Here is a 19,317-nt window from a genome sequence, read left to right as displayed (position 1 = left end):
CGCCGCCGCGTGGCCGGCGCGCTTCGCGCTGCCGGCCGCGCATTCCTCGAACCCCGACGAGGCTTCACCATGTCCGATACCCTGGCGCGCCCCATTGGGGCCGCGCGGCAGCGTCGCGTCTCTACCGTGCGGCGGCAGCAGAATCGCGCCGCGTTGTATTTCCTGCTGCCGGGCTGCGTGCTCTTCACGCTCTGCGTGATTTACCCGATTATCAGCAGTATCACGCTCAGTTTTTACGACTGGGACGGCATGAGCGCGAAGACGTTCGTCGGTCTCGCCAACTATGTCGAGCTGTTCCATTCCGACACGTTCTATACCGCGCTCAAGAACAATCTGCTGTGGCTCGTGCTGTTCCTGCTGGCGCCGCCGGTCGGCCTCCTGTTCGCGCTGTATCTGAACCAGCACGTGCGCGGCATACGTGCCGTAAAGTCGCTGTTCTTCGCGCCGTTCGTGCTCTCTGGCGTGGTGGTCGGTCTCGTGTTCTCGTGGTTCTACGATCCGACCTTCGGGCTGCTCAAGATGATCGTCGGGCATGGCATACCCGTGCTGGGCGACCCGAAGCTCGTGACGTTCGGCATCATCTTCGCCGCGCTCTGGCCGCAAACGCCGTTCTGCATGATCCTGTATCTCACGGGCCTCACGGGCATCAACCCGGAGATCGTGGAAGCCGCGCGCATGGAAGGTGCGAAGGGCTGGCGGCTGTTCTGGCACGTGGTGCTCCCGCAGCTTCGCCCGGCCACGTTCATGGCCATCGTGCTCACGGTGATCGGCGCGCTGCGCAGCTTCGACCTGATCGCCGTGATGAGCGGCGGCGGCCCGTTCGACAGCTCCACCGTGCTCGCGTACTTCATGTACGACCAGGCGATCAAGTATTACCGCGAAGGCTATTCGGCGGCGATCGCCGTCGTGCTGTTCGCCATCATGCTCGTCTATATCGTGTTCCACTTGCGCCGCATGCTGCGCGAAGAACGCTGAATTACCTGTCGATTTTTCGTCGATGCCCTCGGAGTCGCTGCCCATGTATCCGGTTCCCGTCGATCGCTGGAAACCCGCGAATCGCGCGCTCTACAAGATCTCGTTGCCCATTGCGCTCGTCATCTGGCTGCTGCCCATGCTCGCCGTGCTCGTCACGTCGATCCGGTCTACCGAGGAATTGCAGCAGGGCGACTACTGGGGCTGGCCGAAGCACTTCGCCCTGCTGGAAAACTACGGCGCGGCGCTCACGCAAACGCCCATGCTCCATTACTTCGCGAACAGCGTGCTGATCACGGTGCCTTCGGTGATCGGCGCTATCGCGCTGGCTTCGATGGCGGGCTTCGCGCTCTCTACGTATCGGTTTCGCGGCAACACGGCGGTGTTGTTCGCCTTCGTCGCAGGCAACTTCGTGCCGATCCAGATCCTCATGATCCCGGTGCGCGACATGGCGCTGCGCGTGGGGCTCTACAACACCGTGTGGGCGCTCATCATCTTTCACGTGTCGTTCCAGACCGGATTCTGCACGCTGTTCCTGCGCAATTTCATCAAGCAACTGCCGTTCGAGCTGATCGAGGCCGCGCGCGTGGAAGGCGCGAGCGAATGGGCCGTTTACTGGCGCATCGTCATGCCGCTCGTGCGGCCGGCGCTCGCCGCGCTCGGCATTCTCGTGTTCACGTTCGTCTGGAACGACTACTTCTGGGCGCTGTGTCTCACCCAGGGCGACGACGCCGCGCCGATCACGGTGGGCGTGGCCGCGCTCAAGGGGCAGTGGACCACGGCGTGGAACCTCGTGGCGGCGGGCTCGGTGCTTGCGGCGCTGCCTTCGGTGCTGATGTTCTTCGCCATGCAGAAACACTTTGTCGCGGGGCTTACCTTCGGCGCGAGCAAGGGCTGATCGAGCCCGGCCGCAGCCGAAGGCCCTTTTTTATCTCATTCGTATTACTGACGTTATTCCGAGGCGGATTGTCACTCATGCAAATCGGTGTCTGCTACTACCCCGAACAATGGCCGCCCGCGATGTGGGCCGACGACGCGCGCCGCATGGCCGAACTCGGCATTACGCACGTGCGCATTGGCGAATTCGCCTGGAGCCGCATGGAGCCGCGCGCGGGCGTTTATGAGTGGGCATGGCTCGACGACGCGATCGAAACGCTCGCGGCCCGCGGCCTGAAGATCGTGCTCGGCACGCCCACGGCCTCGCCGCCGAAGTGGCTCGTCGACGCGACGCCCGATATGCTGCCCGTGCGCGCCGACGGCACGCCCTGGAACTACGGCTCGCGCCGCCACTACGACATTGCGAGCGAGGCCTATCGCGCGCATTGCGTACGCATCACGGAGGCGATGGCGCAGCGCTACGGCGCGCATCCAGCCGTGGTCGCCTGGCAGACCGACAACGAGCTGGGCTGCCACGACACCGTGCCGAGCTGGTCGAGCGCCGCGCAGCGCCGCTTCCAGGCGTGGCTCGCGAAGCGCTACGACACGATCGAAGCGCTCAACGAGGCCTGGGGCAACGTGTTCTGGAGCATGGAGTACCCGTCGTTCGAAGCGGTGGGGCTGCCCGTGCGCACGCCGACCGACGCCAACCCGGCACATCATCTGGACTTTCGCCGCTACATGTCGGACGAAGTCGCGAGCTTTCACCGCGAGCAGGCGGACGTGCTGCGCCGCCATGCGCCGAACGCCGACGTGTTGCACAACTTCATGGGCTTTTTCACGACCTTCGACCACTACCGGTTCGCAGCGGACAAGGCCATCGACGTGGCGACGTGGGACAGCTATCCGATCGCGCGCACCGAAGTGATCGGGTTGCCGGAAGCGCAAAAGGCTCGCTACGCACGCACCGCGCACCCCGACGTCTCGTCGTTCGACCACGACCGTTACCGCACGATCGGCGGCGGACGCTTCTGGGTGATGGAGCAGCAGGCGGGGCCGGTGAACTGGGCGCCGTGGAACCCGGTGCCCGCGCCGGGCATGGTGCGCCTGTGGGCCTACGAAGCGTTCGCGCACGGCGCCGAACTCGTTTCGTACTTCCGCTGGCGGCAGTGCCCGTATGCGCAGGAGCAGATGCATTCGGGCCTCAATCTGCCGAATAACGAGCTGTCTCCGGGCGGCCGCGAGGTGGAGCAGGCCGCGCGCGAGATCGCGGCGAGCGACGTGTTGCGCACGCTCGCGCCGGCGGGGCGTGCCCAGGTGGCGCTCGTGTTCGATTACGAAACGCAGTGGATGTTTGAGATCCAGCGCCACGGCGCGAGCTTCGACTATCAAACGCTCGCGTTCGACTACTACAGCGCGCTGCGCGAACTCGGCCTCGATGTCGAAATCGTTTCGCGGCACGCGGATCTTTCGGCGTACCGGCTCGTAGTGGTGCCGTCGCTGGCCGTGATCGACGACGCCTTCGTCGCTCAGATCGAGCGCAGCGACGGCCTGTGGGTGTTCGGGCCGCGCAGCGGCTCGAAGACCGCGCACTTCGCCATTCCCGGCGATCTGCCGCCCGACGCGTTGCAGCGCGTGCTGCCCCTGCAGGTGCTCGAGGCCGAATCGCTGCGGCCCACGCTCGCGCCAGCGGTCACGATAGCCGGCGTACAGGGCGAGGCATTGCATTGGCGCGATCACGTGCGCGCCAACGGCGCCACGTGCGTTCAGGCGCAATTCGAAGACGGCTGGCCTGCATTGCTCTCACATGGCCGCGTGCGCTACGCCGCTGCGTGGTTCACGCGCGAGCTGCATCTCGCCATGCTCGACGAAGCCGCGCGCGGCGCGGGCCTCGCAACACAGCGCTTGCCGGAAGGCTTGCGCGTGAGCCGACGTGGTGGACTGTGCTTTGCCTTCAACTTTGGCGAGCAACGTGCGCAGGCGCCGGCCCCCGAAGGGGCGCAGTTCGTGCTGGGCGTGCGCGAGCTTGCGCGAGGCGACGTGTGCGCATGGCGCGAAACTCGCTGAGCCGCAGCTAGCCCGAGCGCGTGTTCCGCGTCGCGTTATGCGAGCGCCGCGGAACACCTGCGCGTATCAGAACAGATGCCGGATGCCGACGCTCGCGCCTACCGTCGAGCCGGAGACTTCGAAGAGCGCGTTGTTGATCGACAAGCCCGTGTCCATGCGCCCATGGTTGTTCACGTAGCCGACCTGGCCATAGAGCGTCGTGCGCTTGGAGAGGAAAAACTGCAAACCGCTCGACGCCAGCAGCGAGTGGTTGCTGCCGTCGTTGCCGTCGCGCGTGTACCAGACGCCCGCGTCGACGTCGAGGTAGGGCGTGATCATATAGCTGAGTCCGCCGGAGTAGACGCTGTTGTTGAACGACTGCGAAACCTTGTACAGCGCATAGGAAGCGGAGATCGTGAGCGAGTTCGGGAAGCGATAGCTCGCGCCGATCGTGCGGCCCACGAACTCCACGGTGCTCGGCACCGGCGTGGCGGCAGCGCTGCCTCCGGCGTTGCCGCTATACAGCGCGCCTGTGAGCGTGAAGCCTGCGATGTGGTAGCGCAGGCTCGCCGAATACTGGCGTCCCGCCTGGAAGTTGCCCGCTGCGCCGCCCATGGCGAACATACCCATCGCCTGGATGCCGGCGATTTCCGGCGACGTATACGTAAGCGCGTTGCTGTTGAAGAGGCCGGTCACGTACACGTTGTTCACGTAGCTCACGAGGCCGCTGCCGAAATACGACATGCCGCGCGGGTCCGTCTGGTAGAGCGAGAGGAAAAACGGTGAGTACTGCAGACCGGCCTTGACCGTGCCGTAGGGGCTTTCCATGCCGACCCACGCCTGACGCCCGAAGAAGTTGCCGTTGGAATTGCCGAACTGGCCGTTCGCGATGCTAATGCCGCTTTCGAGTGCGAATACGGCGCGCATCCCGCCGCCCAGGTCCTCGGCGCCGCGCATGCCGAAGTTCGAGCCGGACATGCCGCTGTCCGTGAAGGAGAACTGGTGACCGGCGTTCTGGCCCGTCTGCGTATTCATCGTATGGCTCGTGTAGAGAATCGACCCGTCGACGATGCCATACAGGGTGACGCTGCTCTGTGCGCTCGCGACACCCGCTGTGCCCATCAAACCGGCCGCCGCGAGGCAGCGGACCAGCCATTTCATGCCGAGGTTGTCGCGTTGTAACATTTCGTCATCCTTAGTGTTATTTATGGATTGAGATCGATGTGACAGGGTATTGCACACGCTTCAGGCAATGCTCCAGGCAAAGCCGCAGAAAAAGCTTCGGGCAAAAGGGGGCCGGGGTTCCTCGCGGAACCGCACGAAACGGAATGCTGGGAGTACTGCTCGGAGTCCTACGCGGAGTACTGTGTGTAGTCCTGCGGTCTGGCGCGGCGGCCGGGGTCCTCTCGCGTGCGCAGGAGCAGCGTGGACGAGCGCGTGGTCATCGTGGGCCTGCGGCAAGGCATGAGCCGGATTGAATGCGCGTTCACCGATCGCTTCTCCCCTGACGAGAGGTGTGCAACGTTGACGGAATGCTACGTTCGATGGAGGCTATTTTTGTACGACCGTGCGGAATTTGTCACCCTGGGAGAAACGATCACATTTGCGCATCAGTTTGTTGCATCCGGTGCATAAGTCACCCCGCCGGATTCTCCTCATCCTGCGCCGGCGGCGCACTCCCCGCGGGCGCGCCCAGAATGCTGACCTGGAACACCTGCGTGCCTGCGAGCGATTCGAGGTTCGGGTCTTCGGGGTAGGCGAGCAGCAAGGGGAAGACGACCGAGCCGCCGATCACGGCGCGGCGGCTGTTGTCGGCGGGCCGCAGGCCCCACACGTCCTGATAGACGAGCGGCACCGTCTTGCCGTCGCGCTCCGTGTTGCCGAGGTAGAGCATCACATGGCCGCCTATATAGATGAGCGTGCGCATGGGCGCGCCGTGCTGCACGAGCCAGTCGAGGCGTTGCGCGGGCGTGGACGCCGAAAGATCGGTCATCGCCCCGGCGTTCATTTGGGTGGACGAATGGCGCGGCAGCCACACGCCGAACGCCGCGAAAATGCTCTGCAGTTCGGCCGAGCAGTCGTTGTCGAAGTTCGTGTTGCCCCAGCCGTAGGGGCGCCCGATCAGCGCCTTCATCAACTGCGCGAGATGGCGCGGCGTGGCCGCGAGCGGCGCGGGCACGATGGCGTTCGCATCGAGCGCCGCCGAGCGGATCGCCGCGCGGCCGTCTACGTCGCGGGCGGGCACGAGCACTACGCCCGGGTTGGCGCCCGAAGCGGGCCGAAGCGGCAGCAGCGTGCCGGCGGGCGCGTCGAAGCGGAACACGCCGCCGCTGTCGCGCAGCGCCGCGGAGGCCACGACCACGACGCCGAGCGACTGGTGCGCCGCCGCGCGCCACGTCGAAACGAAGGTGTCGTCGACGCTCGCCACGCCGTCGCTGCGCACCCAGCCCTGCACGTCCGGCGTCTGCACGTAGCGCCAGGCGCCGTCGGCACTCGTGCCGAGCACGTAAAGCGGCGTGCCGGGCCGCACGGCGCTCACCTGCAGGTTGTCGAAGGGATAGCCTTCGCCCGCGATGCGATGTGAATAGAACGACGGATCGATGGTGGGCAGTTCGCGCACGTACAGCGCCGTTGTGGCGATGGCGCGACGCGTGGCGTCGAAGCCGCTGGCCTGTTCGAACTGGTTGACGTTGGCGTTGCGCTCGATGGCGTCGATCCACGCCTTCGTGTGCGGCCGGAAATTCATGCCGTAGCCAACGCGGCGCGGCGCCTTGCCGGTGTTGTCGAAGTCGGCGAGGCGGCGCGTCTGCAGCGCGGCAATGTCGCTGCCGCCATCGCGATACACGCGCTGCTCGACAAACGCGCGATTCCACGGCGAGGGATCGTTCGGACCCGCACCGAAATAGCGCGCGATGAGCGCATCGAATTGCGCGCGCTGGACGTCGGGCGAGAGGAAGGGCTTGTCGTAATCGGCGCTGGCCGGATCGATCCAATGGTCGACGTTCTGGTCGTAGTGCCCGATCGGGAAGAGCGTGACCGTATCGGGCGGGAGCGCTTGCGCGGCCTGACTTTGCGAGGCCGGCCCGGTTGCACATCCCGGCAGCACGCACACGGCGGCTAGCGCCAGGGCGAGGAAGCGGGCGCGCGGCGCCCGGGCGAAAACGGCAAGGCGAAACGAAGAATCGAGGGTGGAGCGCATGGGCGAGCGGGCGGTTCGACAACCCGTGGATGATACAGGACGCGCCGCGCCCGCCGCCCTCGCTGTTGCCCGCCGGGGCCTGTTTTCGGCGTGAACAGGCCCGTGTCAAACCATCACTGCTCGATCTGCCGGTTCCAGCGCGAATCCCACTGCGCACGGTGCTCGTTGATCACGTCCCAGTCCACCACTGTCACCTTCTTCACGAGCTGGTCGAGATTGCCCAGGCTCTTTTGCATGTCGGGCGGCATGGTGGCGTTCTGGTTGGTCGGAATCTGCTTGCCGGCGGCGGCCGCCTTGCTTTGCGCAGGCGCCGAAAGCAGGAACTGCGCGAGCTTTTGCGCGAGTTGCGGGTCGGGATTGTTCTTCACCACGCACAGGTCCACGAGCAGCAGCACCGCGCCTTCCTTCGGGTTGGCGTACGCCACGGGCAAGCCCTTGTCCTTCAGGTCGCCCACTGCGGTGGGCGTGAGCGGGAAGATGCCGGCCTCGCCGGTCTGGATCATCTCCGAGAGCTTGGCCGAATTCGGAATATATTCGACGACGTTCGGCCCCACCGTGCTCGCCCATTTCGTGAAGCCCGGCTCGACATTGTTCTCGCTGCCGCCCATCAGGCGGTTGATGGCGAGAAAGCCATGCAGACCGAAGGTGCTGCTCGAAGCCGACTGGAACACCACCTTGCCCTTGTATTTCGGATTGGCGAAATCGAGCCACGAAGTGGGCGGCGCCCAGCCTTTATCCGCGAACACCTTCGTGTTGTAGCCGATGCCCGTCATGCCGAGCTGGACGCCCGCGCCGACGTCGCCTTTCATGCGCGCGAACGGATACAGTTCCTTGAGCACCGGCGCATCGTCGAGCTTCTCGCACACGCCCATGCTCACGGCGCGCGCCATCACGCCGTCGTCGAGAAAGGCGACATGCATCTGCGGGCTGTTGCGGTTGGCGAGGAGCTTCGCGAGCACGTCGGAGGACGTGCCCGGTACGACCACCACCTTCACGTTGTTGGCCTTCTCGAAGTCGGGCAGGACCTGGCTCGTGTAGGCCTTCTCCATCGGGCCGCCGTTCATGCCGATGTAGATCGTCTTCGTTTGCGACCAGGCGCCAGGCGAGATGCCGAAGGCGACGAGTGCGGCTAGCGAGGCCAGGGTGCGTGTGAGTTTCATCGTGGGGACTCCTTATTTGATTGGGAGAGCGGCATGAACGGAAGACTGCGTGAAGCGGCCGATAGCAAACGCTTCGATGGGCGTGCTCGTCGCGCCTTCTGTGACGAGTTCGGCGAGGACTTCGCCCACGCCCGGCGCCAGCAAGAAGCCGCCGCCGGAAAAGCCGAACGCATGGAGCAGGCGCGGCGTGGTATTGCTGAAACCGATGATCGGGTTGCTGTCCGGCGTTTCGCCTTCCACGCCGCTCCACGTGCGGATGAGCAGTGCGTCGCGCAGGCCGGGCACCAGCGCGCAGGCGTCGCGCATGACGGCGCGCGTGGTGGCGGTGGAAGGCTGCGCGTATTCGCCGTCGCCGTGCCCGCGTCCGCCGCCGATCACGCAGTTGCCGCGCTCGACCTGGCGCGCGTAGACGCCGCCGCCATACACGCCCAGGTTGTGCTGGATAAAGCGCGGCAGCGGCTCGGTCACCCACATGTTCGGGTAGATCGGCTTCATCGGCACGGTTTCGCCGAACGCGCCCGCCACCGTATTGGCCCAGGCGCCCGACGAGTTGATGAGCCAGTCGGCGCTGATGCGCTCGTTGCCCGCGCGCATCTGGAAACGCCGGCCGTCGAAGCTCAGGTCGCCGAGCGCGGTCTGCTCCTGCACGTGCGCGCCCGCGCGCCGCGCCGCCGCCGCGAAACCGGGCGAGACGAGACGCGGATTCGCCTGGCCGTCGCTCGCGCAGAGCGCCCCGCCAATCGCGGCCTTGCCGAGCCACGGGTAGCGGCGGCGAAACGCTTCGCCGCTCATGACCAGCGACTCCACGCCGAAATCGCGCGCCATGGCGGACCATGCGTGGAGCGCCTCGAGATCGCTGTCGCGGCGCGCGAGGCGCAAGTGCCCCGACACGACGAATTCGCCGTCGCTGCCGATCAGCTCGGGCAAGCGGTTCCACACGCGCCGGGCGCGCACCGCAAGCGGCAGTTGCTCGGCGCTGCGGCCGTGGGTGCGCACGCCGCCGTAGTTCACGCCGCTTGCCTGCGCGCCGCAAAAGCGCCGCTCGAACAAGCCGACGCTCACGCCCTTGCGCGCGAGCGCGAGCGCCGCCGATGCGCCGACGAGCCCGCCGCCCGCTATCACGACCTGGAAATGGCGCGTGTCACTCATCGTGGGCTTCCTCTTCGATGACCTCCACGCCGTCGTCGAACAGCATCGGTGAAATGGGTATCGGCTTGATGGGCGCCTGGCTACGCAAGCGGCCCACCTCGTGCAGCGGCTTGCCGGTCTCCGCGCTCAGCAGCGCCATCGCGGATTCGCCGCACATGCGCCCCTGGCAGCGCCCCATGCCGATACGCGTGAGCGCCTTCAGGCGGTTGACCTCGGTGGCGAAACCGTTGCGAATGCAGCTACGCAGCGTGCCCGCGTCGACTTCCTCGCAGCGGCAGATGGTCAGGTCGTCGGGCCAGCTGGCGGCGCAGTTGGCAGGCGGTGCGAACGCCTGCTCGATGCCCACGCGAAAGCGCGTAATGCGCGCGAGACGCTTCTCGATCGTTGCCGCATCAGGCAAATGGGCATCGTGCTGTGGCGCGTCGATGCCCACGTCTTCGAGCACCGCGAGTGCGGCGCGGCGACCCGCGAGTTCGGCGGCATCGGCGCCCGCGATACCCGCGCCGTCGCCGGCCAGATAGACGCCCCGCGCGGAGCTGCGGCCCGCCGCATCGCGTTCGGGCAGCCAGCAGCGGTTGAGGGCGTCGAAGGCGAAGCGGCAGCCCGCGAGATCGGCGAGCTGGGTTTCGGGCCGCAAGCCGTAGCCGAGGCCGACCGCATCGCAGGCAATGGCGTGCTCCTTAGCGTCGGCCGCGCGCCAGCGGACGTATTGCACCCCCGCGTCGCCTTCGATGGCTTCGAGCGAGACGCCATGCACCATGCGCACGCCATGCGCCTTGAGCCACGCGACGTAATACACGCCCTTGGCGAAGGTGGCCGGCTGGTTGAGCAGTTTCGGCGCGGCGGCGGCCTGGCGCGCAAACGGGCTCGTATCGAGCACGGCGGCCACTTGCGCGCCCGCTTTTGCATACTGGTAAGCGACGAGATAGAGCAGCGGCCCGGTGCCGGCGAACACGGTGCGCCGGCCAATTGCGCAGCCCTGCGCCTTCAGCGCGACCTGCGCGCCGCCGAGTGTATAAGCGCCTGGCAGCGTCCAGCCGGGCAGCGGCACGATGCGGTCGGTCGCACCGCTCGCGATGATCAGATGCGACCAGGGCACGCTCGCTTCGCGGCCCTCGCGCAAGGTGTCGAGGCGGCCCGGCTCGCACGACCAGGCCAGCGTGTCGGGTCGATAGTCGATCTTCGGGAGCAGTTCGGCCATGGCGCGATGGATCGCATCGGCTTTCTTCGCCTCGAAGCCGTAGAGCGCGGTTTTCGTGCGCGAGAAGCCCGAACCGTCAGCAGGCTGGCGATAGATCTGGCCGCCCCAGCGCGCGTTTTCGTCGATCACAGTGGGGCGCAGTCCGGCGGCCACGAGTGTTTGCGCGGCGCGCACGCCGGCCGGTCCCGCGCCGACGATGACGATGCGATCAGGCCTGGCCGCGCTCATCGCGCATCTCCGTCATAAGATTCGGTATCCGAAGCGATTCGCGTCAGCACACGCATGCCTTCGCGCAGCGGCGTGGAGCAGGCGCGCAGGCGCGTGCCGTCTTCGCTGCGCACCCAGCAGTCCTGGCAAGCGCCGATCAGGCAGAAGCCCGCGCGCGGTTCCGTGCTGAACTCGCTGCGGCGCACGTGCCGCTGGTGCGTGAGGATCGCGGTGAGCAGCGTATCGCCCGCGAGCGCCTTGACTTCGACGCCGTCTAAAACGAAGGAAACGCTCGCGCGCGCGGTCTCGGCAACGCGGACGAACTGGGCAAGGGGAAGCGGCGTGACGGTGCTCATGGAAGGTCGGTGGCGCGGCAGCAGGAATCGAAAGAGGCGGGCGGCGTTCAGTGCTGCCCGATCAGAATGCGGTTGAGCCCGTACACGCGGTCGAGCAGGAGCATCGCGCCCGCCGTGATGAAAATGACGAGTGCGGAAACGGAAGCCATCATCGGGTCGATCGACTCGGTCGCGTACATGTACATGCGCACGGGCAGCGTGACGGTTTGCGGCGAGGTCACGAAGATCGACATCGTCAGTTCATCGAAGCTGTTGATGAACGCGAGCAGCCAGCCGCCCGTGATGCCGGGCACGATCATTGGCAGCGTGATGCGGCGAAAGGTGGTCCACGCGTTCGCGCCGAGCGACGCGGCGGCATGCTCGATGCTGCGGTCGAGGCCGCTCACTGAGGCGAGCACGAGCCGCATGACGAACGGCGTGATGATGATCATGTGTGCGAGGATCAGCCACGCGAACGAGCCGGTCGCGCCGATCAGCGCGAAGAAGCGCAGCAGCGCGATGCCCAGCACGAGCCCCGGGATCACGAGCGGCGAAAGCAGCAGCGCGTTGAGAAAGCCGCGGCCCGGAAAACGCGCACGGCCGATAGCGAGTCCCGCGGGCAACGCGATGACGAGCGAGAGCGTGGCCGAGGCGAACGCGAGCTTGAGGCTGTTGAAGAACGCGGTGATGAAGTCCGGGTAGTCGAGAATGGCGCGGAACCAGCGCAGCGAGAGGCCGTGCGTGGGGAGCGTCAAGGTTTCGTCGGGCGTGAAGGCCACGAGGATGACGATGACGAGCGGCGCCAGCACGAACAGAATGACGAAGCTATGGAACGTGAGGGCGAGCGGTCCGTTTTTGCGCATGATGTTGTGTCCTTAGCCCATGCTGCGCGCGTAGCGCCGTTCGAGCACGCGGTAGTAGGTGAGCATCACCACGAGATTGGCGACCAGCAGCAGCACGGCGATGGTCGCGCCGAGCGGCCAGTTCATCGAGCTGAGGAACTGGTCGTACACGGCGGTGGCCGCCACCTTCAGGCGCCGGCCGCCCAGCAGGCCCGGAATCGCGAAGGCGCTCGCCGACAGGCCGAACACCATGAGGCTGCCCGAGAGAATGCCCGGCACGAGCTGCGGCAGCACGATACGGCGCAGGGTGGTGAACGGCGACGCCATGAGCGACAGCGCCGCGTTCTCGGTTTGCGGATCGAGCCTTTGCAGCGCGGTCCACACCGGAATCACCATGAACGGCAGCATCACATGCACGAGCGCGATGACGATCGCGAAGGTCGTGTATTCGAGCTTGAAGGGCCCCGCGCCGAACAGGCCGAAGAACTGGTTCACGAGACCGTTCATGTTGAGCAGCATGCTCCAGCCGAACGCGCGCACTACCACGGAAACCAGCAGCGGCGCGAGGATCGCGAGCAGGAAGAGCGAGCGCCACGGGTCGCGCATGCGCGAGAGGATGTAAGCCTCGGGCGTGCCGATCACGACGCACAGCAGCGTGGTGAGCGCGGCAATGCCGAAGGTGCGCAGGAAGATCGTGTGAAAGTACGACGAGCCCAGCACTTCTACGTAGTTGTGCAGATCGAATGCGGCGATGGGGCCGCTCATCGGATCGAAGCGGTAGAACGTGAGCGCGAAGGTCATGGCGAGCGGCACGAGCACGAGCGCGGCGAACAGCAGCAGCGCGGGCGCGCTCATGAACCAGAGCGGCACGTAAGCCTGCCAGCCGGCGCGCACCGTGGCGCGCGGGGCAGGCTGCGAAGCGCGGAGCGTGCTAGACACGGGCGCCCTCCTGGTGGATGAAGCGGATCGCGTCGCTATGCCAGTCGATGCCCACCTGGTCGCCTTCGGCAAGCGGCTCATTGCCCTCGTTCTGGCAGCACACGAGCATTTCGCCCGCGCGGCTGTCGAGCCGGTAGAGCCACTGGCTGCCGAGGAAGAAGCGGCTCGTCACGCGCCCGGCAAGCCGGCCCGAGCCGCTCGCGCACAGCTTGAGCTTTTCGGGGCGGATGCATAGCGTGATCGCGTCGCCCACCCCCACCGCGCGGCCGCGTTCGGGCAGTTGTGCCGTCGAGCCCGTTTCCGCGAGATCGTGGCCGAGATCCACGCGGATCGTGTCGCCCTCGCGCGCGACGATGCGGCCAGCGAGCATGTTGGCCTTGCCGATGAACTTCGAGACGAAGTCGTTCTCGGGCCGCTCATACGCGCGATAAGGCGTGTCGACCTGGGTGATGCGGCCGCTTTCCATCACGACCACGCGGTCGCTGATCGACAGCGCTTCGGACTGGTCGTGCGTGACCATCAGCGTGGTCGTGCCGATCTTGCGCTGAATGGCGCGCAGTTCGAACTGCATGTCTTCGCGCAGCTTGGCGTCGAGATTGGACATCGGCTCGTCGAGCAGCAGCACGGGCGGCGCGATCACAATGGCGCGCGCAATCGCCACGCGCTGGCGCTGGCCGCCCGACAGCTCGCGCGGAAAGCGCTGCGTGTAGGCGTCGAGGCGCACGAGCGCGAGCGCCTCGCGAATGCGATCGCGGCGCTCGGCTTTGTCCACGCCGCGCATCTCGAGGCCGAAGCTTACGTTCTGCTCCACGCTCATGTGCGGAAAGAGCGCATAGCTCTGGAACACGATGCCGAGGCCGCGCTTGTTCGGCGCCATGTGCGTGATGTCGCGCCCGTCGAGCGTGATGCGTCCGCGCGTGGTTTCCACGAAGCCGGCGATCATCTGCAGCGTCGTGGTTTTCCCGCAGCCCGAGGGGCCGAGCAGTGAGACGAACTCGCCTTTTTCCACCGACAAATTGACGCCAGCGACCGCCTGCAGGTCGCCAAACGATTTCGATACATCGGTCAGGGTGAGGAACGACATGGTGTGGCCTTCCAGTGCTTGGGTTGCGTCGGCACCCGTTGAGCGAATTGCGGTGCAGGGCGTTGAGTCGACTGTAGCTAGCCAAATTTTTGGTCGTCAATTTAAAATTCCATCAAACGATAGAAATATGATTTATATTCCATTTAATGGAATACGTGAGCGGCCCAGTGCAGGGGATATTTCATCCCGTGAACTGCGGGAAATCCCTGAATGAGCCGGCAACAGGCACGGCGACGTGTGGCGGTCGAACCTTTCGGGCAGCACGCCAATTCGTACGAGTTTTCGGCAACTATTCCGCTGAATGGAATAAATCGAGGTCGATATGACGGCAGGGGAAGAGAAAAGTGGAACGCCGGCCGACGATGCCCGCGGCGCGGGCGTATTGCAGCGCGCATTCGCGGTGATCCGCGCACTGGGGGCAAGTCAGGCGGAAGGCAGCCGCGTGACCGCGCTCGCCAAGGCCGTGGGCCTGACCCAGGCCACTGTGCATCGGCTGCTGCAGGGGCTGATCGCCGAAGGCGTGGTCGAGCAGGACGAAGGCACGAAGCGCTATCGGCTAAGCGTCGATTTTTTTGCGCTCGCGGCGCAGGCGGGCAATCCGAGCGGCATGCGCACGCTATGCCGGCCCGCGTTGCTGCGCCTGTGCGCAAGCCTTGGCGATACTATTTTCCTGCTCGTGAAGAGCAGCTTCGACGCGGTTTGTCTCGACATGTGCGAAGGTCCGTTTCCGATCCGCTCGTTCACGGGAGATATCGGCGGGCGCGTCGCGCTGGGCGTGGGTCAGGGCAGTCTTGCCATCCTCGCGTTCCAGCCCGAGGCCGAGCGTGAGGAAATCATTCGTTTCAACGTGCCGCGTTTGCGCAGCTACGGCGTGCTGGACGAGGTGTATTTGCGCACGGAGATCGAGCGCGTGCGCAAGCTCGGCTACGCGGGGCGCAATACCGGCGTGCTCGAAGGCATGGCGGGCGTGGCCGTGCCGATTCTGGACCAGAACGGTTGTGCCGTGGGCGCATTGAGCGTGGGCACGCTGGCTGCGCGTCTCACGGAGGACCGGTTGCCGACGATAGTGGAACTGCTCAAGCGGCAGGCCGAGACCATCGGGCCGCAAACGAACCCGTTCGACGTGGCGGTGCGCCGTCCCATGCATGGGCTCACGCGAGCGATGACGACACAACCATTGGCTTGAGCGATGAAGGGCAGGATTGATCCGGTCGAATGCATTCCTAACTAAATTACCTGATCGCGAATCGTTCTCATTAGGTGATCGGTGTGCAAACGTTCAGCAGGTGTGTGCATTGCTGCATTGCGAAATCGAGCAGTATGAGCGGACGAAAATCGACCAGGGAGATAACCTATCCGCATGCGTCTTGGTTTTGGCGTAAACGGGCAGTTGGCTATTCGTAGACTGAAGGCGATGTACGAAATGGCAGTTCGCCGCCATGGGGCTTTGCAAGCCATCGCGGCGCGAGCAGGTGACCCCGGAAACGAAAACAGAAGCGCCCGAAGCGCCGTCTTGCGCGTAGTCTTGCAAGACCCAGGAGGGACAAAACGACCCGCCGCGTGCACTGTCATATTGAGTACATGCCGTTGCCATATCGACGAGAAGTCATTGAGGAGCATGAGTGCTGGGGGAGGTGGAGCGCATGTGTGATCCCGCGGCGCTTGCAGTCAGAATATACCGGTGATCGATGACGACCATAAACGACCGGACGTTGCCCGTTCTCGAGGCACCGGCTGCTTCTGCTACGCCGGTGCCGGTACGCGCGGCGCCTTCGATCTTTCATGAACGCTGGTGGCTCGACATCGCCACGCAAGGCGACTGGAAGCTTGCGGTGGTGACGCAGAACGACGAGGTCATCGGCGAGATGCCGTACGCGATGCAGCGTACGCGGCTGTGGCGTGTCTCGCACCTGCCGCCGCTCACGCGCACGCTCGGGCCGGTCATCAAGTCCGTGACGGGCAGCGAGGCCCGCCAACTGCATCATGAACTCGACGTCACCGGCAAGCTGATCGAACAGTTGCCCGACTGCGACAGCTTTTTTCAGGTACTCGACCCGCGCATCGACGACGCCCTGGCGTTCGCACTGCACGGCTTTACGGTGTCGGCGCGCTATACGTTCCGCATCGACCGGAATACTACGGCCGATGAAGCGTGGAAGTGTCTGAACAGCAAGACGCGCAACGTGATCCGCAGCGCCTCCCGTGAACTGACCGTCGTGCCGGACATCGCGCCCGACGAGTTCATCGCGTTCTACGACTCGAATCTCGCGGCGCGTTCGCGTACCAACGCTTACGGGGATGCGGTCATGCGCGACCTCGTCAACGCGTTCGTCGAGCGCAAGGCCGGCATGCTGCTCGGCGCCTATGGGCAAGGCGGGAAGCTCGTGGCGGCGGTCGGCCTCGTCTGGGACCATCAGGCAATGTATTACCTGCTTTCGTCGCGCGCGCAGGACGCGCACAGCGGCTCGATCAGCCTGCTGCTGTGGACCGGCATTGGCCGCTCGCTCGAGCGCAAGCTCACCTTCGACTTCGACGGCTTTTCGAGCCCGTCGACATTCAGCTTCCTCAACGGATTCGGCGCGACGCTCACGCAGCGGCTGGGCGTCGAGCGCCACGGCACGGTCTATTTGCTGATGCGTACGCTCAAGCGGAAGGTCGCGCCCGGGCGTGTGTTCGCCCCCCATCTCTGAGCGGCGGGGCGTCGCGTAGCGAGCTATATGGCGCGCTAAACGAGTTCGTGCCGCGCGGGGTCGCTTGCGCGGCGGGTCGTGACCTCGGCAAGCTCCAGCGCGCTCGAGGCGAAGAGCAAGGGCGTCCAGCGCCGGATCGTGCTTTGCGCGCCGGCGGCGAAGCGTTCGCGCAGCGCGGGCTCGCCGCCCAGCTCGCCGATACGCTGCGCGAGGGTCGAGACGTCGCGCGGTTCGACCACGAAACCGTTCACGCCGTCGATCACCACTTCGCCAGCCACGCCGCAGGTGCGCGTGACGATGGCAGGACACCCGGCCGCGAACGCTTCGTTCACGCACAGGCCCCATTGATCGAATTCACTCGCGAGTACGACGAATTCCGCGAGCGCATAGAGATTCGGCATTTCCTGGTTGGCGAGCGAGTTGAGTATCGTCACGTGCGGCGTGAGGCCGAGCGACGCGATGCGCGCGCGCAATTGCGCTTCGAGCGGACCCTGACCTACCAGAACGAGGCCGATATTTTCGTTGTACACGCCGGATTTACGGTAGGCGTCGATCAGCACGTCGACGTTCTTGCGCGCGACGAAGCGGCTCACGCACAACACGTAGCGCTGCGGCAGGCCGAAGCGGGATCGCACGGCCTCGGGGTTATCGCTCGCGGCCTGCGCGAGATCCGAGAAATAGTCGACGTCGATCACATCGAAACCGATGCGGGATCTCTCCTTCGGTATGCCAAGCGATTGCGCGTAACGGCGATGCTTCTCGCCCGCGACGAGCGCGCCGTCGAAGCGGCTCACGATGAAACGCTTGAGCCGCTCCTTGGTGCGCTGGCGCAGTCCGTCGTCGGCCTTCGAGTCCGACATGTAGATGAGCTTGAAGCGCCGCGTGAGATGTCTGAGGAAACAGAGCACCGCCGAATAGCCGGTGTTATAGCCGAGCGTGATGACCACGTCGGGCTCGAAGTTGCGCACCTTCGCAATCAGGCGCGCGGTGTCGCGCGCGCCGAGGCCGTCGCTGTCGGCGCCGTTCTCGACCAGCGTTTCCGCCATGCGCGGCCGGTTCGCGAAGAATGCCGCGCGGCGTTCCTGAGGGAAGCCGTAGACGCCCGAGCGCGCGAAGACCTCGAGCAGCGCCACCTGATGGCCGCGACCGGAGGCCGCGCTGACGAGAGCCTCATAGCGAGGGACGTGATAGTCGCCCAGGTTGCCGATGACGAAGAGGATGCGCATGGACAATGACGGCTCACGGTGGCGCTTGGTTGGGCAGGCAGCGCACCACGGGTGCCTGGCCTGCATGAAATCCCGGCCAGTCGTCCTGACCTGCCGGGCAGCGTTGGCCGCGCCACACCGCTCGCACATTCGCGGCGGGGACCCGCAGTCACGCCGTTTGCTGCATCGTAACCCGATTGTGAGACGTTTTTACGCGATGTCGGCGATCAGCGAAAACTTGTCCGATATGGCGGAGACGATGCAAAGCAGATGAAAACCTGCCGGTCAGTTCTTCCGGGGAATACGCAAGGCGCACGCACGTAGTGGCACATGACTTGCATCGCTTGGGTCGATTGACGCGATTTCTGGGTGCCGGAGGGCGGGTTGTGCCTCGCTTGTAACCGATTGTCATCACAACGGACATCAATTGGCGCGGTGCGATGAAAACTGTCATATCAATTCGTCACACTGGAGGTTTGGCATGTTTCAATACGTCGGAAGAAGGGAAAGCGCTTAAGGTCAGCATCAGATTTTCGGCTTAATATCTCAGGGTTCACCCGTGGCGCTTATGCCTTCAATTCGATAACAAACATGCGAACCGGAATGCCGATCGAATGTTTTTCGTAATGCGTTTCGAAGGAATTGCGCGGCGTTGGACGCCGACCGTGCAAGCCACGAGGCGCACACGATCGCTAACCGGGTTTCACCACACTGCGCGGACAATCGAGGAATATGAAAACGCTGTTTCTGCAGGCCCCGTCGTATGACGGCTTCGACGGTGGCGCGGGCTCGCGCTACCAGGCAAAGCGCGAGATCCGCTCGTTCTGGTATCCCACCTGGCTCGCGCAGCCCGCGGCCCTCGTGCCCGACAGCCGCGTGCTCGACGCGCCGGCCGACGGCCTCTCCGTCGAAGAGACGCTGAAGATTGCAGCCGCATACGACCTCGTCATCATCCACACGAGCACGCCGTCGTTCCCGACCGACGCGCTGTTCTGCGAAGACCTCAAGAAGCGCAAGCCGTCGATCGTCATCGGTCTGGTGGGCGCGAAGGTGCAGGTCGATCCGCATAATTCGCTCACGGCCACCGAGGCGGTCGATTTCGTCTGCCGCGAGGAATTCGACTTCACCTGCAAGGAAATCGCCGAAGGCATGCCGCTGGCCGAGGTCAAGGGCATTTCGTGGCGCGCGAAGGACGGCTCGATCGAGCACAACCCAGGCCGTCCGGTGCTCGAGGACATGGACTCGCTGCCGTTCGTCGCGCCGATCTACAAGCGCGACCTGAAGATCGAGAATTACTTCATCGGCTACCTGAACTACCCGTACGTGTCGATCTACACGGGCCGGGGCTGCAAGTCGCGCTGCACGTTCTGCCTGTGGCCGCAGACCGTGAGCGGCCACGTCTACCGCACGCG

The 19,317-nt window shown here is 65.2% G+C and carries 16 protein-coding genes and 1 pseudogene; 7 read left to right on the top strand and 10 right to left on the bottom strand.

The features are described from left to right. Window positions 1-69 precede the first annotated feature (69 nt). The 3 genes from A3CW_RS0121150 (at window position 70) to A3CW_RS0121140 (ending at window position 3,915) form a co-directional block, all read left to right on the top strand. On the top strand, window positions 70-975 hold the full coding sequence (locus A3CW_RS0121150) for a carbohydrate ABC transporter permease (protein ID WP_028205348.1): 906 nt from the start codon (window positions 70-72) through the stop codon (window positions 973-975). A 43-nt stretch (window positions 976-1,018) separates the two neighbouring features. Then, window positions 1,019-1,870, top strand: a complete 852-nt coding sequence (locus A3CW_RS0121145) for a carbohydrate ABC transporter permease (RefSeq protein WP_028205347.1) — start codon at window positions 1,019-1,021, stop codon at window positions 1,868-1,870. 77 nt (window positions 1,871-1,947) lie between these two features. Next, window positions 1,948-3,915, top strand: a complete 1,968-nt coding sequence (locus A3CW_RS0121140) for a beta-galactosidase (protein ID WP_028205346.1) — start codon at window positions 1,948-1,950, stop codon at window positions 3,913-3,915. A gap of 66 nt (window positions 3,916-3,981) precedes the next feature. Here the strand turns inward: A3CW_RS0121140 and A3CW_RS0121135 are convergent, their stop codons facing one another. The 9 genes from A3CW_RS0121135 to A3CW_RS0121090 all read right to left on the bottom strand — a co-directional run bounded on the left by A3CW_RS0121135 (window position 3,982) and on the right by A3CW_RS0121090 (window position 14,010). Then, the gene (locus A3CW_RS0121135; RefSeq protein ID WP_028205345.1) at window positions 3,982-5,055 is read right to left on the bottom strand and encodes a porin; all 1,074 of its coding nucleotides are present in this window, start codon (window positions 5,053-5,055) and stop codon (window positions 3,982-3,984) included. A 475-nt stretch (window positions 5,056-5,530) separates the two neighbouring features. Next, a complete protein-coding gene (locus A3CW_RS47060) occupies window positions 5,531-7,093 on the bottom strand; it encodes an SH3 domain-containing C40 family peptidase (protein ID WP_035513471.1) in 1,563 nt (520 codons plus the stop codon). A 113-nt stretch (window positions 7,094-7,206) separates the two neighbouring features. Then, the gene (locus A3CW_RS0121120) at window positions 7,207-8,253 is read right to left on the bottom strand and encodes an ABC transporter substrate-binding protein (protein ID WP_028205343.1); all 1,047 of its coding nucleotides are present in this window, start codon (window positions 8,251-8,253) and stop codon (window positions 7,207-7,209) included. 12 nt (window positions 8,254-8,265) lie between these two features. Further along, a complete protein-coding gene (locus A3CW_RS0121115; RefSeq protein WP_028205342.1) occupies window positions 8,266-9,402 on the bottom strand; it encodes an NAD(P)/FAD-dependent oxidoreductase in 1,137 nt (378 codons plus the stop codon). After that, window positions 9,395-10,831, bottom strand: coding sequence for an FAD/NAD(P)-dependent oxidoreductase (locus A3CW_RS0121110; RefSeq protein WP_028205341.1), 1,437 nt, complete (start codon window positions 10,829-10,831; stop codon window positions 9,395-9,397). The genes A3CW_RS0121115 and A3CW_RS0121110 overlap by 8 nt, the downstream gene beginning before the upstream one ends. Then, window positions 10,828-11,166 (bottom strand): (2Fe-2S)-binding protein, encoded by a 339-nt coding sequence (locus tag A3CW_RS0121105; RefSeq protein ID WP_028205340.1) that lies wholly within the window; start codon window positions 11,164-11,166, stop codon window positions 10,828-10,830. The genes A3CW_RS0121110 and A3CW_RS0121105 overlap by 4 nt, the downstream gene beginning before the upstream one ends. Window positions 11,167-11,213: 47 nt before the next feature. Continuing rightward, the gene (locus tag A3CW_RS0121100; protein ID WP_028205339.1) at window positions 11,214-12,008 is read right to left on the bottom strand and encodes an ABC transporter permease; all 795 of its coding nucleotides are present in this window, start codon (window positions 12,006-12,008) and stop codon (window positions 11,214-11,216) included. Window positions 12,009-12,020: 12 nt separating this feature from the next. Then, entirely contained in the window at window positions 12,021-12,926 is a 906-nt protein-coding gene (locus A3CW_RS0121095; protein WP_028205338.1) for an ABC transporter permease, read from the bottom strand. After that, entirely contained in the window at window positions 12,919-14,010 is a 1,092-nt protein-coding gene (locus A3CW_RS0121090) for an ABC transporter ATP-binding protein (RefSeq protein WP_028205337.1), read from the bottom strand. Before A3CW_RS0121090 ends, A3CW_RS0121095 begins: the two co-directional genes overlap by 8 nt. Here A3CW_RS0121090 and A3CW_RS52450 point away from each other — a divergent pair. The 3 genes from A3CW_RS52450 (at window position 14,009) to A3CW_RS0121080 (ending at window position 16,700) form a co-directional block, all read left to right on the top strand. Then, window positions 14,009-14,224, top strand: coding sequence for a hypothetical protein (locus tag A3CW_RS52450; protein ID WP_154677998.1), 216 nt, complete (start codon window positions 14,009-14,011; stop codon window positions 14,222-14,224). The genes A3CW_RS0121090 and A3CW_RS52450 overlap by 2 nt on opposite strands. Window positions 14,225-14,332: 108 nt before the next feature. After that, on the top strand, window positions 14,333-15,196 hold the full coding sequence (locus A3CW_RS0121085) for an IclR family transcriptional regulator (RefSeq protein ID WP_028205336.1): 864 nt from the start codon (window positions 14,333-14,335) through the stop codon (window positions 15,194-15,196). Between the two features lie 502 nt (window positions 15,197-15,698). Next, window positions 15,699-16,700 (top strand): GNAT family N-acetyltransferase, encoded by a 1,002-nt coding sequence (locus A3CW_RS0121080; protein ID WP_028205335.1) that lies wholly within the window; start codon window positions 15,699-15,701, stop codon window positions 16,698-16,700. A gap of 35 nt (window positions 16,701-16,735) precedes the next feature. Here the strand turns inward: A3CW_RS0121080 and A3CW_RS0121075 are convergent, their stop codons facing one another. Then, window positions 16,736-17,926 (bottom strand): glycosyltransferase family 4 protein, encoded by a 1,191-nt coding sequence (locus A3CW_RS0121075; protein ID WP_028205334.1) that lies wholly within the window; start codon window positions 17,924-17,926, stop codon window positions 16,736-16,738. 711 nt (window positions 17,927-18,637) lie between these two features. Between A3CW_RS0121075 and A3CW_RS0121070 the strand changes: the two are divergent. Then, window positions 18,638-19,317, top strand: a pseudogene (locus A3CW_RS0121070) (hopanoid biosynthesis associated radical SAM protein HpnJ); the annotation flags it as partial.

It is taken from the genome of Paraburkholderia nodosa DSM 21604, assembly GCF_000519185.1.
Lineage (GTDB): Bacteria > Pseudomonadota > Gammaproteobacteria > Burkholderiales > Burkholderiaceae > Paraburkholderia > Paraburkholderia nodosa.
Note: the sequence above shows the minus strand (reverse complement) of the source record. Positions and strands in the feature narration are given on the sequence as shown.

What these genes read in the sequence shown, in the direction of transcription:
- A3CW_RS0121080 (WP_028205335.1), top strand. Translation starts at nt 15,699, where the DNA reads ATGACGACCATAAACGACCGGACGTTGCCCGTTCTCGAGGCACCGGCT.
- A3CW_RS0121150 (WP_028205348.1), top strand. Translation starts at nt 70, where the DNA reads ATGTCCGATACCCTGGCGCGCCCCATTGGGGCCGCGCGGCAGCGTCGC.
- A3CW_RS0121100 (WP_028205339.1), bottom strand. Translation starts at nt 12,008, where the DNA reads ATGCGCAAAAACGGACCGCTCGCCCTCACGTTCCATAGCTTCGTCATT.
- A3CW_RS52450 (WP_154677998.1), top strand. Translation starts at nt 14,009, where the DNA reads ATGGTGTGGCCTTCCAGTGCTTGGGTTGCGTCGGCACCCGTTGAGCGA.
- A3CW_RS0121090 (WP_028205337.1), bottom strand. Translation starts at nt 14,010, where the DNA reads ATGTCGTTCCTCACCCTGACCGATGTATCGAAATCGTTTGGCGACCTG.
- A3CW_RS0121145 (WP_028205347.1), top strand. Translation starts at nt 1,019, where the DNA reads ATGTATCCGGTTCCCGTCGATCGCTGGAAACCCGCGAATCGCGCGCTC.
- A3CW_RS0121105 (WP_028205340.1), bottom strand. Translation starts at nt 11,166, where the DNA reads ATGAGCACCGTCACGCCGCTTCCCCTTGCCCAGTTCGTCCGCGTTGCC.
- A3CW_RS0121115 (WP_028205342.1), bottom strand. Translation starts at nt 9,402, where the DNA reads ATGAGTGACACGCGCCATTTCCAGGTCGTGATAGCGGGCGGCGGGCTC.
- A3CW_RS0121110 (WP_028205341.1), bottom strand. Translation starts at nt 10,831, where the DNA reads ATGAGCGCGGCCAGGCCTGATCGCATCGTCATCGTCGGCGCGGGACCG.
- A3CW_RS0121085 (WP_028205336.1), top strand. Translation starts at nt 14,333, where the DNA reads ATGACGGCAGGGGAAGAGAAAAGTGGAACGCCGGCCGACGATGCCCGC.
- A3CW_RS0121075 (WP_028205334.1), bottom strand. Translation starts at nt 17,926, where the DNA reads ATGCGCATCCTCTTCGTCATCGGCAACCTGGGCGACTATCACGTCCCT.
- A3CW_RS47060 (WP_035513471.1), bottom strand. Translation starts at nt 7,093, where the DNA reads ATGCGCTCCACCCTCGATTCTTCGTTTCGCCTTGCCGTTTTCGCCCGG.
- A3CW_RS0121135 (WP_028205345.1), bottom strand. Translation starts at nt 5,055, where the DNA reads ATGAAATGGCTGGTCCGCTGCCTCGCGGCGGCCGGTTTGATGGGCACA.
- A3CW_RS0121140 (WP_028205346.1), top strand. Translation starts at nt 1,948, where the DNA reads ATGCAAATCGGTGTCTGCTACTACCCCGAACAATGGCCGCCCGCGATG.
- A3CW_RS0121120 (WP_028205343.1), bottom strand. Translation starts at nt 8,253, where the DNA reads ATGAAACTCACACGCACCCTGGCCTCGCTAGCCGCACTCGTCGCCTTC.